The organism is Bifidobacterium sp. ESL0769, from assembly GCF_029395495.1.
GTDB lineage: Bacteria > Actinomycetota > Actinomycetes > Actinomycetales > Bifidobacteriaceae > Bifidobacterium.
Window position 1 is genome coordinate 1,713,860 of the sequence record NZ_CP113918.1, and the last position, 15,688, is coordinate 1,729,547.

General features: G+C 57.5%; 13 protein-coding genes and 1 tRNA gene. 7 read left to right on the forward strand and 7 right to left on the reverse strand.

Annotated elements, in window-relative coordinates; translation table 11 throughout:
- Positions 1 to 20 precede the first annotated feature (20 nt).
- Positions 21 to 680 (reverse strand): hypothetical protein, encoded by a 660-nt coding sequence (locus tag OZX72_RS06885; protein WP_277157951.1) that lies wholly within the window; start codon positions 678 to 680, stop codon positions 21 to 23.
- Positions 677 to 2,449, reverse strand: coding sequence for a serine/threonine-protein kinase (locus tag OZX72_RS06890; RefSeq protein WP_277157952.1), 1,773 nt, complete (start codon positions 2,447 to 2,449; stop codon positions 677 to 679). The genes OZX72_RS06885 and OZX72_RS06890 overlap by 4 nt, the downstream gene beginning before the upstream one ends.
- A 214-nt stretch (positions 2,450 to 2,663) precedes the next feature.
- Between OZX72_RS06890 and OZX72_RS06895 the strand changes: the two genes are divergently transcribed.
- Both OZX72_RS06895 and glyA read left to right on the forward strand, forming a co-directional pair.
- Positions 2,664 to 2,737: transfer RNA gene (locus OZX72_RS06895), tRNA-Val, on the forward strand.
- A 276-nt stretch (positions 2,738 to 3,013) separates the two neighbouring features.
- Positions 3,014 to 4,333: a serine hydroxymethyltransferase gene (gene glyA, locus OZX72_RS06900; protein WP_277157954.1), complete on the forward strand. Its 1,320-nt coding sequence runs from the start codon at positions 3,014 to 3,016 to the stop codon at positions 4,331 to 4,333.
- 95 nt (positions 4,334 to 4,428) lie between these two features.
- Here the strand turns inward: glyA and OZX72_RS06905 are convergent, their stop codons facing one another.
- Both OZX72_RS06905 and OZX72_RS06910 read right to left on the reverse strand, forming a co-directional pair.
- Complete coding sequence (locus tag OZX72_RS06905) at positions 4,429 to 4,845, reverse strand: DUF3052 domain-containing protein (RefSeq protein WP_277157956.1); 417 nt, start codon at positions 4,843 to 4,845, stop codon at positions 4,429 to 4,431.
- Positions 4,846 to 4,946: 101 nt separating this feature from the next.
- Complete coding sequence (locus tag OZX72_RS06910; protein ID WP_277157957.1) at positions 4,947 to 6,029, reverse strand: S16 family serine protease; 1,083 nt, start codon at positions 6,027 to 6,029, stop codon at positions 4,947 to 4,949.
- A 219-nt stretch (positions 6,030 to 6,248) separates the two neighbouring features.
- On the opposite strand from OZX72_RS06910, the gene OZX72_RS06915 reads away from it, so the two are divergent.
- On the forward strand, positions 6,249 to 7,859 hold the full coding sequence (locus tag OZX72_RS06915) for a zinc-dependent metalloprotease (protein ID WP_277157959.1): 1,611 nt from the start codon (positions 6,249 to 6,251) through the stop codon (positions 7,857 to 7,859).
- Positions 7,860 to 7,965: 106 nt separating this feature from the next.
- Here OZX72_RS06915 and OZX72_RS06920 read toward each other — a convergent pair whose 3' ends face one another.
- Positions 7,966 to 9,471, reverse strand: a complete 1,506-nt coding sequence (locus OZX72_RS06920; RefSeq protein WP_277157962.1) for an ATP-dependent helicase — start codon at positions 9,469 to 9,471, stop codon at positions 7,966 to 7,968.
- A gap of 92 nt (positions 9,472 to 9,563) precedes the next feature.
- Here OZX72_RS06920 and OZX72_RS06925 point away from each other — a divergent pair, with 92 nt between their 5' ends.
- Together OZX72_RS06925 and OZX72_RS06930 are read left to right on the forward strand one after the other, a co-directional pair.
- On the forward strand, positions 9,564 to 11,429 hold the full coding sequence (locus OZX72_RS06925; protein ID WP_277157964.1) for a phosphotransferase: 1,866 nt from the start codon (positions 9,564 to 9,566) through the stop codon (positions 11,427 to 11,429).
- A gap of 140 nt (positions 11,430 to 11,569) precedes the next feature.
- Positions 11,570 to 11,794, forward strand: coding sequence for a DUF3107 domain-containing protein (locus tag OZX72_RS06930; protein ID WP_277157965.1), 225 nt, complete (start codon positions 11,570 to 11,572; stop codon positions 11,792 to 11,794).
- 255 nt (positions 11,795 to 12,049) lie between these two features.
- Here OZX72_RS06930 and OZX72_RS06935 read toward each other — a convergent pair whose 3' ends face one another.
- On the reverse strand, positions 12,050 to 12,934 hold the full coding sequence (locus OZX72_RS06935; protein WP_277157967.1) for a PHP domain-containing protein: 885 nt from the start codon (positions 12,932 to 12,934) through the stop codon (positions 12,050 to 12,052).
- Between the two features lie 105 nt (positions 12,935 to 13,039).
- On the opposite strand from OZX72_RS06935, the gene OZX72_RS06940 reads away from it, so the two are divergent.
- A complete protein-coding gene (locus OZX72_RS06940) occupies positions 13,040 to 13,714 on the forward strand; it encodes a vitamin K epoxide reductase family protein (RefSeq protein WP_277159398.1) in 675 nt (224 codons plus the stop codon).
- A gap of 69 nt (positions 13,715 to 13,783) precedes the next feature.
- Here OZX72_RS06940 and dapF read toward each other — a convergent pair whose 3' ends face one another.
- On the reverse strand, positions 13,784 to 14,683 hold the full coding sequence (dapF, locus tag OZX72_RS06945) for a diaminopimelate epimerase (protein WP_277157968.1): 900 nt from the start codon (positions 14,681 to 14,683) through the stop codon (positions 13,784 to 13,786).
- Between the two features lie 169 nt (positions 14,684 to 14,852).
- Between dapF and murI the strand changes: the two genes are divergently transcribed.
- Complete coding sequence (murI, locus tag OZX72_RS06950; protein WP_277157969.1) at positions 14,853 to 15,629, forward strand: glutamate racemase; 777 nt, start codon at positions 14,853 to 14,855, stop codon at positions 15,627 to 15,629.
- Positions 15,630 to 15,688 lie beyond the last annotated feature (59 nt).

A 15,688-nucleotide genomic window follows, 5' to 3' on the forward strand; every position in this document is an offset into this window, starting at 1 on the left:
CGCCGCCCCGACACCAAACGTCATCGTCGACCACCGCCTTCCGGCTTGCGTTCAGGCAGCAACGTCGTCGGAACCCACTCCTCGCCGGCATCTGCCGAGCGGGTGGAAGTGCCACCAAGCAATGTCGTTTCAAGCCTCTCGCCGTCAGCCGCCGTGCTGGGTGCAATGTGCTTCCCCACGTGCTTCGAACCCTTCAGCAGCGTTGTCACGCCCTCGTCATCGTTAACGCCAGCTTGACGAACCTGATTCAACAAGGTGGTCGAAAGCTGTTCATCACCATCCGCCCCGCCGCTGCCGGCTTGCGAGCGCTGGCTTTGATCCAACATCGTGGTGCCCACGTTTTCGTCATCCGCCAACGCAGCGGAAGCAGAATCCCCAACGGAGGGCTGGCCGCTACCCAACGGTTGCAATTCGGATGAATCCAATGAATCGGATACGCCGTGTATCTGGCTGGCGCGCCAAGGCGTACCCTTCTCCTGTGGTTCAGACCGCCTCACATCCGTCTTCCAACGCCCGCTTTCGCGACGCAGCTGGGCGATGCGAAGCTCTGCCGTCTTGCCTGTCAGCGTTTCGCGAACTCCTCTGACGTTCCAAGCGAAATACAAAATGACGGCCACGATGGCGCAGACCACGGCCAGCGAGAACAGCACGACAGCGGTAATCTTGAATCCTGAACTCATAGCCTGATCTCCTTTCCGCCGTTATTGGCGGCACCGCCGGCGCCATTGGTTCCGGCGATATCCACGAACGCCTCGGCCACTGCCTGTCTGGCAGGGGCGATGGAAGCGGTCGCCTGATCCTTGGCCTGCCGCAACTTGGAGGTCGTGGAATCGACGCTTTGCGCCAGGTTCTGCGCCGTGTCGATGGCCTTGTTCAACTGCTCCTGTGTGACGCCATCGGCACGGAACTTACGGGAATAAGTGCGCAACGCCTCAAGGACGGTATTGACGGTCGAAAGCTTCATCACGTCGTTGTTGTTGGACTGCATCATGTGCATGAGCGCGTTCATGCTCTTGAAATAAGGCGCGTACTTTCCGGCGTCCGAACCCTCGTTGATCAGAGGAACTATCGTGGTGTTGAAATCCGCGATAGTGGCATAGAGCTTGGCCAGCTTCTGGTCTTTGAAACTCGTCTTGCTGGCCTCGTTCATCCAATGCGACGCGGCGGTGATGCGCAGATATTGCGTTTGCGCGGTAATGTCACTTCCCGTCTCGGGACTCTTGGAGGGATCGACGGAATAGTAATACCAATAAAGCTTGCCTACGTCGAAGCTCAGGCGGCCCCAATTGCCGCCCTGCTTCTGCAATACCGCAGAATGATCGTCAAGTGTCTGTTGCAACTGATGTTCCTCGGAAGCGCTGAAAACGCCGTCGGATTCGTACCGCTTGATCATCCCTTCATAAGGATCGATGGCACTCGGCCTGATGTTCGCGGCCGTTACGTAGTAGGCTTCCGCAGCATTGTCATCGCTGGACTGCGCGGCCAAGCTCATTTTCAGGTCATAGTTTGAATTCGCATTGACCGCACCCGCCGCCAACGTGGCGCCGCCGCCAACCAAAGCGACCACGCTCGCCACGCACAGCACGCAGAACGTCCTCCATTTGAGCTGCATTGTTTTGCGCCGCTTCGCATCCCTGTCGGAGTAGTGCTCAAGGTCGTAGGCGAATTGCGCGCAATCCTGGTAGCGCTGTTCCGAATCGCGTTGCATGGCCTTGGTCAGTACACGTTCCAGCCCAGCCGACGCGTTGGGGAGCACCTGCCGCAACGGCGCCGCATCGTAAGGCTCACCCTTAATGGGCTTGCCGGTAAGCATGACGTAAAGCAGAGCGCCCAATCCATAGACATCTGTCCGTGCGTCGCTACGTCCGAATTCGTCGTACTGTTCCGGGGCGGCATATCCCGGTGTGCCCATTCGCGCCTCGTAGCCTTGCGGCAACGGGCCTTTGGCGGGAGGCATCTCGCAGGCGATGCCGAAGTCGATGACGCGCACGGTCCCTTCCGGGGTCACCATCACATTAGAAGGCTTCATATCACGATAGACGATGGGAGGATTGCGCTGGTGCAGATAGTCGAGCACATCGCATAGCTGTATGCCCCATGAGGTCACCGTTTCCTCGTCCTGCGCACCTTGGTCGGCAAGCACTTTGGAAAGCGTTTCGCCTTCGATATAGTCCATTACAATATAGAGGCTGCCGTTTTCCTCGATCAAATCGACGATACGGGGAATGGCGGGATGGTCGAAGGTCTTGATGAGGTTGGCCTCGCTGATCAGGCCGTCGATGATGAAGCGACGTTGCTCTTTATCGGGGATATGGCGAATCTCCTTGACCGCCCACTGCTTGTGCAGCGTGGCATCAAGGGCGAGATACACGGTGGACATGCCACCATGCCCAATCTCCGTCAGCAACTCGTAACGTTTGCCGACCCACCTATTGCCGTTATTCGCCACCAGCCTCTCCCCCTGACAAGATTCCGTCGATTCTGGCAGAAACGAAGTATCTGATATAAATCGATTACAGCTTAATCGAAAATATCACATCAGACTGACGTTTATCAAAAAATATGAAACTTGGTGCGATAATACGCCTTTCTTGCCACTATTCGGTACGTCGTTTCGCGACACCCCGCTGGGCAACGGTTGCGGTAAAGTAAGTAAAGTCTTCGGGCGATTAGCTCAGCTGGCTAGAGCGCCACCTTTACACGGTGGATGTCGGGGGTTCGAGCCCCTCATCGCCCACGGTTTCTTTTCACCGTTTTATCGATAACGGATTATAAGTATTCCTTAGTATATAACGGATTATCAATTCTTGCGATAGCCGGTTGTCCATAAAAAGGACAGGCGGGGCATGTTCATGCTCTTTTCTGGCATAATGAAAACAGTGCGGCAATGAGGCAAAATCACTTGACTGCACAATCCGCTGAATTCCAATTTTCAAAAGACGGGCGAGGCGGAAACAACTTGCTACATTCCCGGCAGGTCACAAGTATTAACGAGTATTAAAAGGAGTTCGAAATGGCTGAACCATATAAAGCCGACACATCCAACCCTGCAGTCGTGCAGAGTCCGTCGGACGTGTTCAATGCACCCATTGCTCAAGCGGACCCCGAAATCTCGTCGCTTATCAATGACGAACTCAAGCGCCAGCAGAACGGCCTTGAGATGATCGCTTCCGAAAACTTCGTGCCACGCGCCGTGCTCGACGCGCAGGGCTCCGTGCTGACCAACAAATACGCCGAAGGCTACCCCGGACGCCGTTACTATGGCGGCTGCGAGTTCGTCGACGGCATCGAGACGCTGGCCCGCAACCGCGCCAAGGAGCTCTTCGGCGCCGAATTCGCCAACGTGCAACCCCATTCGGGCGCACAGGCCAATGCCGCTGTCTATCAAGCTTTGATCAAGCCGGGCGACACTGTGCTCGGGCTCGCGCTCGACCATGGCGGCCATCTGACCCATGGCACGAAGATGAACTTCTCCGGCAAGTTCTACCACGCCGAATCCTACGGCGTGAACCCCGATACTTTCCTCATCGATCCCGAAATCATCCGCCAGCGCGCACTTGAAGTCCACCCCCAGCTCATCATCGGCGGCTGGAGCGCCTACCCACGCATCGAGGACTTCAAGGCGATGAAGGAGATCGCCGATGAGGTCGGCGCGAAGTTCTGGGTCGATATGGCCCACTTCGCCGGTATGGTGGCCGCGGGCCTGCACCCGAGCCCTGTCCCCTACGCCGACGTCGTCTCCTCCACCGCGCACAAGACGCTCGGTGGGCCACGTTCCGGCTTCATCCTGGCCAAGAAGGAATACGGCAAGAAGATCAATTCCGCCGTCTTCCCCGGTCAGCAGGGCGGACCGCTGATGCACATCATCGCCGCGAAGGCCGTGGCCTTCAAGGTCGCCGGCACCGAAGCCTTCAAGCATCGTATGGAGCGCACGCTGGAAGGCGCAAAGATTCTCGCCGACCGCCTCAACGCCGACGATGTCAAGGCCCAGGGCATCACCGTTCTGACCGGCGGCACCGACGTGCATCTGGTCATGGTCGACTTACGCAACAGCGAGATGGACGGGCAGCAAGGCGAGAACCTGCTGGCTCAATGCGGCATCACCGTCAACCGCAACACCGTTCCGTTTGATCCGCGCCCGGCTTCCGTAGCTTCCGGTCTGCGTATCGGCACCTCAGCTCTGGCCACCCGCGGTTTCGCCGCCCCGCAGTATGAAGAAGTTGCCGACATCATCGGCACCGCTCTCGCCCAAGGCAAGGACGCGGATGTCGACGCTCTGCACGCCCGTGTCACCAAGCTGACCGAGGACTTCCCGCTGTATCCAGGCCTCTAAGCCGCAGCTGAAACTCAATAGCCAAAATCCCCACCGGTTCAAACGCCGGTGGGGATTTTACATAGCCTTGAAAATAACCTAGAAAAGTTGCTGCTTTAGCGGCCCTTGCCGAAGGCGCGGAGACGGATGCCGTTCCAATCTTCGGAAACCGTCAAAGGCGTAGCGGCGTTCATGCCGGCAGTCTTGGCGGCGGACTGAACCGTATTGGAAGCCGGAGCTCCCGGACGACCGGGCTTGGGAGTAAGAATCCACAACGGACCGTCCTCGCCAATCACTCCGTGTGCGTCCATAATCGTGTCGGCCAAGGCGTCTTCGTCATCGCCGTCGCGCCACCAGATGATGACGCCATCCACAGCAGAATCATAATCCTCGTCAACCAGATCCTGACCGGTCAAATCCATGATTTTCTCTCGAGTGGATTCACTCACGTCGTCATCCCACAGCCATTCCTGCACGATGTCGCCCTCGTGAAAACCGAACTCTTCAGCGTTTTTTGATGCCGTTTCATTCACCCTTCCAATATAGCAAAGATACGGAACAGCACACGCAACAACGTTCGGACGTATCCACATTGCGGGCATTACTAGACATTTGTATCGCTCGTATCGGCCCGCTAGTTCGCGGTGCAATGCGGCAGGCTATCGGCCTTGCCCTGCCCGATGGCAACCAAAGCGCGATACGCTTCGTCGAGCGTCGAAACCTTGATGTCACGCAGACCGCTCGGCACGTGACCCACGACCTCGTCGCAATTGCCGGCGGGTGCAAGGAAGTAGGTGGCGCCGTCGCGCTTGGCCCCCAGCATCTTAAGCTGGATGCCACCGATCTTGCCGACTTTGCCTTTGCCGTCGATGGTGCCGGTGCCCGCTATCGTCTTGCCGCCGGTTTCGTCCTGCGGAGTGAGCTTGTCGATGACACCCAGCGCATACATCATGCCTGCGGACGGGCCGCCGATGTCGTCGACGTGCATCTGAACCTTGGCGGTTTTCGCTCCTGCTATATTGTGTTTTTTGGCAAAAGCGAGCGCCGCACTCGTCGCGGAATCCTGGGATCCGGTCATCTGCTTGGTAGCAGTCTTTTTGTATTCATCCGTGCTCTGGCCGACCGGGAACACGGCCTCGCTGGGCATGACCTGCTGCTGGGGGTCGATCCACGCAATCAGTGTGTTGATGCCAAGCGTCGGATCACCAGGAATGCCTTGCGCGTTGACAGTGAGCAGCAGCAGCTTGCCCCGGCTTTTGTACGTGGCTGCGCCGGTGATGGCGATGACCTCTTTACCGTCGGCTTTGCCAAGCACATCCTGGGTCGGGCCTGGCATTTCGATGACGTAGGGACTAGGAAGCAGCAATACCAGAAAACACAGCACCGCGCAGATAAGCCCCGCGAAATATCGCAGCGAATGGCGCGAGCAATAGCCGGTGAAGCGATGCCAGATTCCAAGATGGCCGGGAACCGAAACAGCGCTCTCTTCGATTTCGGCACTGTTATCAAGTAGGGAATCTCCGTCGGTATCGTTTGAGCTTTCAGCAGTTCCGGAGGTTCCGGATGTTCCGGCAGCACTACTATCCGTTTTGGATGAGCCGATGATGTTGTTGAAATCATCCTTGCCGTAAGACGACGAATCCGTCGCCTCTTCGCTTGACGGAGATATCGGCGTTTGATCGTCCGAATACCGTTGATCCTGATTCCTGCGTGCCATAACTCACCAGTATGCTGCCTCGTCCAGACGCAGCATCTCCGTTCAGAGTCCTGACGAAACCACAAAAACAGCACCCAGCAAGCAACATATTCCCGACATTGCCGCAATCTCGTCGGTAGCGGAAGTTTGCGCCGAGAAGACCATAGAAGACCATAATATGGAATCAACATACGGACTGTATATTGCTTGATAGGACTTCCAAGATAAAGGACGATACCGATGGACGAAAACGCGATTCACCAGTGGCTGATCGACTGCTTCGGTCAGATGCAGGGCGACATGGCCTTCCAACAGTTGAGCGCGCTGCCTGATGCGGTCAAAGACCAGCTCCTCGGTCAGGATCCTTCCAAGCTGCCCAAGCCCGCCGAAGTGAAGGCGTTGATGAATGCGTTCACCACCAGCGGACTCAACACGATGGGTGACATGCAGCAGAGCGCCGACGAAGGGCCGGTCAACGTAAAGCTGGCGACTTCGCTGGCCTTGGCCATCGCCAACGATGAAGGCAGCGAGCAGACCGTCACCGCAACCGAGGGTGAAGCCGTGCGGCAAGCGATGAGCGAGGCGAATCTTTGGCTTGACACGGCCAGCGCGATTGATCCTGCTCCAGGTGTTCCGCAAGTCTTCACCCGCGCCGATTGGGTCAACGCGACCGTCGATTCATGGGCGAAATTCGCTAGCCCGGTCGAGCAGTCCATGAGCGATGCGCTTTCCAGCGTCATTTCCGAACGCTTCGGCGACGAGTTCGGTGACGGGGAAATCGCAGGGGTTTTCGCCGGCCCGATTCCCGTGCCGATTCCCGACAATATGAAGGACCCGGCCAATCTCATCAAGATTCTCGGCAATACCGCGTTCTCCACGCAGCTAGGGCATGCCGCCGGACAGCTTTCGCACGAGGTGCGCGGCAGCTTCGACCAAGGCATCGCGCTTCAAAAGAACCCGGCTGGGGCCTTGATTGCGCAGAACTCGATCGAATATGCCAAGACGCTGGAAATCGATCAGTCCGAAGTACTCGCGTTCCTCGCGCTTGAGGAAGTGGCGCACGCCCGTCTCTTCGCGCACGTACCATGGCTCATGCCGCGTTTCGAGGCGCTGATCGGCAAGTATGCGCGCGGCATCAATATCGATCTGGACGCGATGGAAGAGCAGCTACGCGACGCGACTTCGATGGACCCGGATTCGATTTCCGGTGCCGTGGACCTGACAAAGGTCGGCATCGCGGATACCCCGGAGCAGAAAGAAGCGCTCGAAAGCCTCGAAACACTGCTGGCCCTGGTCGAAGGCTGGGTCGATGCGGTGACGTGGAAGGCCGGTGTGGCCCATCTGCCGCATATTGATCAACTGCGCGAGATGGTGCGCCGCGAGCGCGCGGTCGGCGGCCCTGCGGAACGCACGTTCGAAAGCCTGCTCGGCATGGAACTGCGCCCGAAGCGCATGCGCGAGGCAGCCGATATCTGGGAGAAAATCGGCGCCGAACAAGGCGACGCGGCTCGCGATGAGAAGTGGTCGCACCCTGACCTGCTGCCGAAACTGCCGGATGTCGACGGCGAAAAGGCGGAGGTCGAGAAGCCGGAAACCCCCGAATCCGACAGTAATACAAATCCCGATGCAAATATCACGACGTTTGCCGCCGACGGCAGCGATATCTCATCATCCAAGCACAGCATCGACTGGGACGCCGAACTCGAAAAGCTGCTCGACGCTCAGGGCGACGACGATGATAAAAACGGCGAAGACTCTGGCGCTGACGGCAAAAGCGATGATGGTACAGATGGTACATCCAAGGACTCCGGCGACGACAAACCGGACGATGACGATAAACCCCAAAACTGAAACCGTAACCGATCGGTGAAAATCGTATTGAGCAGCAATGGAAGGGCCGCTATCGACATATAAAAGTCGATAACGGCCTTTTCTTTATGCTTCAGCATCATAAAACCTACCAGAAGCGGCTCGGGGTGCGCGAGAAGGTCGAGGCACCGTCCTTGCTGCGCGCGAAGGAAAGGTGCAGCGAATCCTCGGCACGGGTAACGGCCACATAGAAAAGCCGACGCTCCTCTTCCAAAGCCTCCCCCGGCGCGGGAGAACCGTACGGTAGCAAGCCTTCCGAACAGCCTATGATGAAGACGTGTTTGAATTCCAAGCCCTTCGCCGCGTGGATCGACGAGATCATGACACCGGGCTCGCGCCTGCTGGCAAGGATTTCCATGGCTTCGCGACGACTTTCGTTGCCGTCTTCGAGCATCGTATCCTGCCCACTGGCATCGCGACGCGTACGATAGGCAATCCCCTGTGCCTTCAAGGCCTTGCAAACCACCTGCTGCTGGGCGTTAAGCCGCGTCAACACTGCACATTGCGAGGGTTTCGCACCCTCGGCTACGAATTGAGCGATGCGCTTGGCCACGCCCTGGGCCTCCTCTTCGTCGCTTTCGTATGCGGTTTTCACCACGCGCATGCCCTCGCCTTTGCTTCTCGCAGAAACCAAGCGCAAATATTGGTCGCGGTCAGGCGCGGCGGCGAGCACGCGGTTGGCCATTGATACGACCTGAGGTGTGGAGCGGTAATCGGTATTGAGATTGACGTCAGCGGAAAGCTTACCGAACTCCCCAGCAAAATTAAGCAGGTCATAGCTCGAAGCGCCGGCGAAGGAATAGATCGTCTGGGCCGGGTCACCCACCACGCACACGTTGCGGTTGTCGTCTCCAAGCCACAGGTCCATCAGACGGTGCTGCAGGGGCGAGACATCCTGATATTCGTCGACGGTGAGCCAGCCAACGGATTGCCGGATCTGCGCAGCCTGCTCGTCGAAAGCCTCGAGCACGTGGCAACCCAACAACAGAATGTCATTGAAATCCATCTCTCCGCGCGAAGTTTTCTCTTGCTCGTAAGCGGTGTAAACGTCCGTGAAACGTTGCGGGGCAAGCTCTGCTGGAGGCAGGCGATGCGTAGCCGCGCAAACCCGTTCATAATCCTCCGGAGCAACGAGCGAGACCTTCGCCCAGTTAATTTCGGCAAGCAGATTGCGTCTGGCGATACCGTCGTATTCGTCGGTTCCGGTGGCACGTTTAAGTGCCCGATCCATAATCTCCTGCGCATCTTCGATGACATGTGGGAACGGTGCGACGCTCACGTCGTACCAAACGCGCCGCAACTGGTGCAATGCCGCGGAATGGAAGGTAGCAGCAGTGACCTTGTCACCCACACCGAGCGCAGCCAGACGTTGTTTCATCTCGTCGGCAGCCTTTACCGAAAACGTCACCGCGAGCGCGCGGCTTGCATCCCATTCACCTTTGGCGCACGCATAGGCGATGCGGCGGGTGACGGTTCGTGTCTTGCCCGCGCCGGCTCCCGCGATGATGCGAACCGGACCGTCGAGGGCCGTGGCGGCGGCACGTTGGGCGTCGTCGAGTCCTTCAAGCATTTCCTGGGCATCGCGGGTAGTCATATCTTCTCATTGTGCCAGCTGCACCCGATAGTCTAATAATCCCTTGAAAGCGCGCAAACTCTAGGACATAGGGGTGTATTAATCTGGTAGATGTGACTTTACGAAGCAAGTTTATGCTGGCGGCCCTCGCCTCCGCCGCCATGCCTGAGACCTCCATGGCCGGGGTGTGCGAACATAACCGCAGCGACAAGGCCGACAACGCCGTCGGTATCGATTACGTTGTGGTGCAGGATACCGCAGGACGACGTTACGATGTCTTCGTCTCCAGTGAGCCGAAAGGCAAAAAGCTGCTCACGGGACGTGCGAAAGCCGCGAAAGTTCTCGCCAAATCCCATGAAATGAGCGGGCTGGGCTTCGCTGTGGATCGTGCGTTGGCGTTCAGCGCTGCGGGAACTGGCAGCCCGACCGGCAAGAATTCGGTATTGGTCACCCCCCATGTGGAAGGCGAGCCACGGCAGCTTGATTTGCTTACCATTCAGGACGCCGCGAGCGTCGGGACGGCCATCGGCGCCATTCATCGGCAACGTACCGATTTTTTGACCGAGGCGAAATATCCGGCTTTCACCACCGGGCAAATTCGCGCCCAACTGACCGGCTGGATCAAGCGTCTGCAGCAGGCTGGCCATGTGCCGCCCGCCATCACTTCCAGCTGGGCTAAAATTATCGAAACCGAAGGTCTTTGGTCTTTCTCCACCACGCTGACCCACGGAGGATTCGCGGATGGCGATTTCCTCTTCACCGACTCCACCATTACACAGGTTGGCAACTGGCAGGATGTGCAGGTCAACGATCCAGCTCGCGACTTGGCTTGGATATTCGCCAAAATGAATGAATCTCATCGCAACTCGTTGATGAACGCCTACGGCGCGATGATGGGCTCGCGCATCGACGACCTCATCCTGCTTCGTGCCAATCTGTGGCTGCAGATGGAGCAGGTCGGCGATTTCATCGAAGCTTTGGGACGTGCAGACAATACCAAGATTCTGCAATTCAAGGCGCAGGTCGAACATCTGGCGCATCAGCTCACCGTCGTGGCCAACAAAGCCGCAGGCGCCGCCACAGCCGCTTCGACTGTCGTTCCACCGAAAGACGACAAAGTCTCTTCCGCTTCGGGTCGCAGGAATGCACGACGTGCCGAAGAAGAGGAAGACGACGACAAAACCGGTTCCGCCGAAGTCACCAAACTGGTGAACTTGAGCGACAGCACCGCCGATCGCCCGGTGCATTTCAAGCCTGACACCTCAGACGTATCCGAAGATGACGACGATCGCACCGACGACAAGAAGCCCGTCGCACAATCCAAGCCGCTCTATGCCAACATGCCCAATCCCTCGTCTTCCGCCACAATGGTATTGAGCGAAGCCGAGAAACAGGCCGGGGCCGAGGATGAAGGCATCGAAGCCGATACCGACGACGCCTCCGAAAGCTCAGAGCGCACCGCAAGTGCCGAAAGTGAAAGCCAGTCCGGAGCAAAGTCGGAAGAGGACGAGGACGAAACCGGGGAACGCAAGGTTTCATGGCACGTCCAGTATTCCAAGGAAGACGACGCCTATGGCGAGGCTGCGAAGAAGGGCGACGTCGACCGCGATGCACCAACGACGCTGATTCCTCTACTCGAGCAGGAGCAGCAGGCCCTACACGACGCCGAGATGGGGCTTGAAGAAGCCGAGGAAAAGTCAGAGAAGGAACGCGCTGCTTCACGAACCGATATCAGTGCCCAGAGTGAGGACGGCGCTGAAGATGGTACAAATTCCGAAATCGTCAAGGAGCTTGATGACGCGGCCGAACAGGACGACACGGGCAAGGACGATGATACGGAGGCCAAGGAAAGCGCATCTCCTGCTGACGAAACCGACGACGCGGATTCCGACGATGACACTGATGGCCTTTATGGCTCTGACACCGCCAAGCCCTCGCTCTCAAGCAAAGATGGCAAGGAACAAGACACTTCTGACTGAGATAAAAATCGGTTCCCTCTCACCGATTTGGTCTGTTCCCCCGCCAGTGGACAAGCGTGCCAATCCTAGCCAGAAGCGTAATGACCAGCCTTCGGGCACAATAAAACCTAAGAACCATTCAAATACGAAAGAGGTAACACATGGATGTCGAACTCGGAATTCAGAACGTGGCACGTCCGGTCAATTTCACGACCGAGCAAAGCGCCGATGAAGTCAGCCGCGCCATTTCGGATGCAGTGGCGAAGGGCGAGCCAATTGATTTGATCGATGACAAGGACCGCCACATCATGGTGCCGGCCGGTGCCTTGGGCTACGCCATCATCGGTTCGGAAACCAAGCACGCCGTCGGCTTTGGAGCTCTTTAAACACAGCAGCCGCAAATATATAATTATGCTTGCGGAATAATATTTATCGATAATGCCCAGCCTCTTGCGACTTGATTCACGAGCTGGGTATTTTTCATTTTCTAAAGATGCTTTCTAGGCCAACCCCGGCCATGTTCACGACGATATTGCAGTATCAAAACCACCATTCGTCGGCTAAGAAAAGTACTCGGCGAACACGCCGCAACGAGCCAGCTTGGCTCTGCCCATCTCAGTTCAGTCCCGTTTAGCCCAAGCTCAGGAAATCAACGGAATGGCCCCTCGCTCAACGATTTGCGCCACAACACTGTCGGCGGTCAGGTTTTCGCCGAGCTTGTTGGGCTTGCCGTCCCCGTGCCAATCTGAACCACCTGTAACGAGCAGACCAAGCTCGCGAGCAAGACCCAGCAGACGCTCACGATCTTCGGTATCATTGCCGCGATGCCAGACCTCAAGGCCACCCAGCCCTGCATCGGCCAGCTCACGAATCTGGGAGCCGGAAAGCAGAACCCTGTTGCGGCTGTAATCCGCAGGATGCGCAACGACGCTCACCCCGCCGGCCTGCCGCACGACTTCAACGACCTGCAACGCACTCGGCGAAGGCGTCGGAATGTAATACTTACTCGAAGAGGATATAGCTCCGGCAAAGGCCTCGGAACGCGTGTGATAGAAACCCGCATCCACCAGCGCATCGGCCATATGCGGCCTGCCCACCGTCGTCTCGTCGCCTTTTTTGGTTTGATTCATCACGTCGTTCCACGTAATAGGAAAATCCTTCGACAGACGCGATACCATGCGCTTCGCCCGCTCGATACGCGCCGCACGCGTGGAGGAAAACAGGTTCACAATACCCTCGTCTTCCGGGTCATACTGGTAAGCCAGCATATGCACCGAAACGTGATGGTCCTGAGCGGTGATCTCGCTGCCGCGCAGCAACGGGAAACCGCGACTCTCAGCGGCTTTTTGAGCATCGTCCCATCCTGCGGTGGTATCATGGTCTGTGATTGCGATACCGTGCAGGCCGTTAGCTTTTGCAAGGTCAACAAGTTCGGCAGGGGTCTTGGTACCATCGGAAAAGACCGTATGACAGTGAAGATCCCAGCCGGAAGCCGGACCGCAATCGTTATATTCGTCGCTAGTCATAGACCTATCGTAGGCCTATGAGCTCGACAGCCGATGAGACGCTAGGGGCATAAGAAAGCAGGGATATGCATGTCGACTAAACACAGCACCACCGCCGTGAGGAACATGGAAAGAGGACCGAGAGATCTCAACGGCCAGCTGCCTTCTGAATTGAGCGACAATCGTGAACCTACCGGATTCTTCCATGGTCCCATCTGGAATTACGGCATGATGTGCCTAGGCGCAGGCATCGGCCTCTTCGCCTCGCTGATGTTGGCTGCGGATACCCTGAAACTGGCTCGAAATCCAAACAAGGCGTTGGGCTGCGACGTCAACTCCGTGCTTTCCTGCTCCACTGTCGCCGAATCCTGGCAGGCTGAGATCATCAAGTTCGGCGGACTGAGCTTCCCGAACGCGTTCTTCGGTATTTGCTTCTATTCCGTCTTCATCACCGTCGCCGTGGTGGGCGCCTGCAACGTCAAGCTTCCCTACTGGTTCTCCATGGCAGCATGGTGGGGCGGTGTGGCCGCGATCTCCTACGCTTACTGGCTGATGAGTCAGTCCATGTTCGTCATCAAGGCGCTTTGCCCCTGGTGCATGACCATGATGTTCGCCACGACGATTATGTTCATGGCGCTAACACATGCGACAGTTACGGTACAGAAGATACCGCGCAAACATTGGCGCAAGGGTCTCAATACCTACTACCGCATGCGTTACGACTGGATGGTCAACATCGTCTGGATCTTCGCCATCATCGCGCTGATCTTCGTCAAGGAAGGCGCCGCGATCTTCGCCTGAGCGTTTGACAAACCTTTAAAAGAAACCCGCATATTCGTCACGATGGACGGCTGTGCGGGTTTCTTGCTTTTACAACAGCTCCACTTTCGCCACGATGACCGCAGCGCCGGTAAGCCGTACGTCCTCATCGCTGACGTCAACATGCACCAAGCCCCCGCGAATGCTGATATCCCAATGGCTCACACCGGTCTTCGCCCTCAACGTCACCGCCGTGGCGCCGAGCCCGGTACCGCAGGAAAGCGTCTCGCCGCAGCCGCGTTCGTTCACGCGCATGGTGGCACGGCCCGTATCAGCGACCTTGTCACAAGCGTCGATGCGAACAAATTCGGCGTTCTGATCGGTCTCGATCGCCGGGCTTACCACGGGCTTGACGATGAGATTCAAATCCTCGACGGCCGGTAACGTGGCCTTGCCGTCCTCCACAATCGAAACGACATGCGGATTGCCCATATCGATGAACGTTCCGGCAGTCTCACCATCAGTTCCCGGAATCGTAACCTTATAGGTATCCAAATCCCCGATTTTGCCGGCACCAAGACTGACTTGGAACACGTCGTCGCCGTAGGGCTCAAGCGTTCCCAGCGAGCGCAACGTCTTGACCCCGGCCCGCGTCCCAAGCTTGAAAGGCACGCCGCCCGGAGCATCCGCTATACCGGCACGCTGGGCAAGCAACGTCGTCACACGGGTCCCGTTGCCGCACATCTCCGCAAGCGTTCCATCTGCATTGCGGTAATCCATGAACCAATCGGCCCCGCCCTCGTGGCATTGCTCGACTGCAACTGCCGAAAGGTCGCTGACATATTCCGGCTTGGCCAGGCGGATCAGACCGTCGGCGCCGATGCCGAAATGCCGGTCGCAGATATGGCGAACCTCGTCGGCAGTAGGCTCAAGCTTGCCCTCGCGGTCGATATAGATGACGAAATCGTTGCCGGTGCCATGCCCTTTATAGACGAAATGCGGAAGACTCATAAGCCATAGTCTACCTGCCCCACCGATTCATCCGTCACGCCTAGAGCCAACCGCGCTGTGGGAAAGCAGTTGCCCATCGTGTGGATGTTCGTTCGAGTCGCTACAAACGAGAAGCAAAATCGCTAAACTTACAATCAGACTGGTTGAAATCGCGGTGAAAGAGGATGGCATGGCATTAAACGCTCCCATTGGTGTGTTCGATTCGGGGCTGGGCGGCATCTCCGTCGTGCGCGAAATCCACACGGAAATGCCAAACGAACGCATCGTCTATTTCGGCGACTCCGCCAACGCGCCTTACGGCACCAAAACACCGGAAGAGGTGCGCAAACTTTCCTTCGCCATCGTCGAGCAGTTCGTCGCCAAGGGTGTCAAAGCCATTGTCATCGCCTGTAACACCGCCACTTCAGCCGCCGTCGACGACTTGCGCGCCACCTACGATCTGCCCATCATCAGCATGGAACCGGCATTGAAAGTGGCTTGCGACCGGGGGCACGGCAAGCCACAGCGGGTCATCGTCGCCGCTACCCCATTGACGTTGCGCGAGAAGAAATTCACTGCGTTGATGCAGCGTTTCAGCGCCACCAACACCATCTACCGCCAGCCTTGCCCCGACCTGGTGGAAATCGTGGAGCACGACCAACTTGAAGACCATGATCTCGTGATGTCTACACTGCACCGTTATTTCGATAACTATGATCTCGATACCATCGATTCGGTGGTGCTGGGCTGTACGCATTTCGTCTTCTACCGCAACTATTTCCGCGAGCTGCTCCCAGCCTCCACCGCCATCATCGACGGCAACGAAGGTACCGCCCGCCGCCTGCACGACCTCCTCGCCGCCTCGGACGCCCTAGCCACCCCCGATGCCCAAGGCAGCGTCACGCTCGAAAACTCGGACCCCAGCGAGCGCATGACCGCCCTCGCCGCCAAACGTCTCAATGCCTGACCGCACAGAAAATCGGGATATCAATTCTTATAACCGCCTGCGCCATCTGACAATTCGTC

Bases quoted from the DNA above. Each gene is read 5' to 3' on its own strand.
- OZX72_RS06885 (WP_277157951.1), bottom strand. From the start codon at position 680: ATGAGTTCAGGATTCAAGATTACCGCTGTCGTGCTGTTCTCGCTGGCC.
- glyA (WP_277157954.1), top strand. From the start codon at position 3,014: ATGGCTGAACCATATAAAGCCGACACATCCAACCCTGCAGTCGTGCAG.
- OZX72_RS06910 (WP_277157957.1), bottom strand. From the start codon at position 6,029: ATGGCACGCAGGAATCAGGATCAACGGTATTCGGACGATCAAACGCCG.
- OZX72_RS06915 (WP_277157959.1), top strand. From the start codon at position 6,249: ATGGACGAAAACGCGATTCACCAGTGGCTGATCGACTGCTTCGGTCAG.
- OZX72_RS06920 (WP_277157962.1), bottom strand. From the start codon at position 9,471: ATGACTACCCGCGATGCCCAGGAAATGCTTGAAGGACTCGACGACGCC.
- OZX72_RS06930 (WP_277157965.1), top strand. From the start codon at position 11,570: ATGGATGTCGAACTCGGAATTCAGAACGTGGCACGTCCGGTCAATTTC.
- OZX72_RS06935 (WP_277157967.1), bottom strand. From the start codon at position 12,934: ATGACTAGCGACGAATATAACGATTGCGGTCCGGCTTCCGGCTGGGAT.
- OZX72_RS06940 (WP_277159398.1), top strand. From the start codon at position 13,040: ATGGAAAGAGGACCGAGAGATCTCAACGGCCAGCTGCCTTCTGAATTG.
- dapF (WP_277157968.1), bottom strand. From the start codon at position 14,683: ATGAGTCTTCCGCATTTCGTCTATAAAGGGCATGGCACCGGCAACGAT.
- murI (WP_277157969.1), top strand. From the start codon at position 14,853: ATGGCATTAAACGCTCCCATTGGTGTGTTCGATTCGGGGCTGGGCGGC.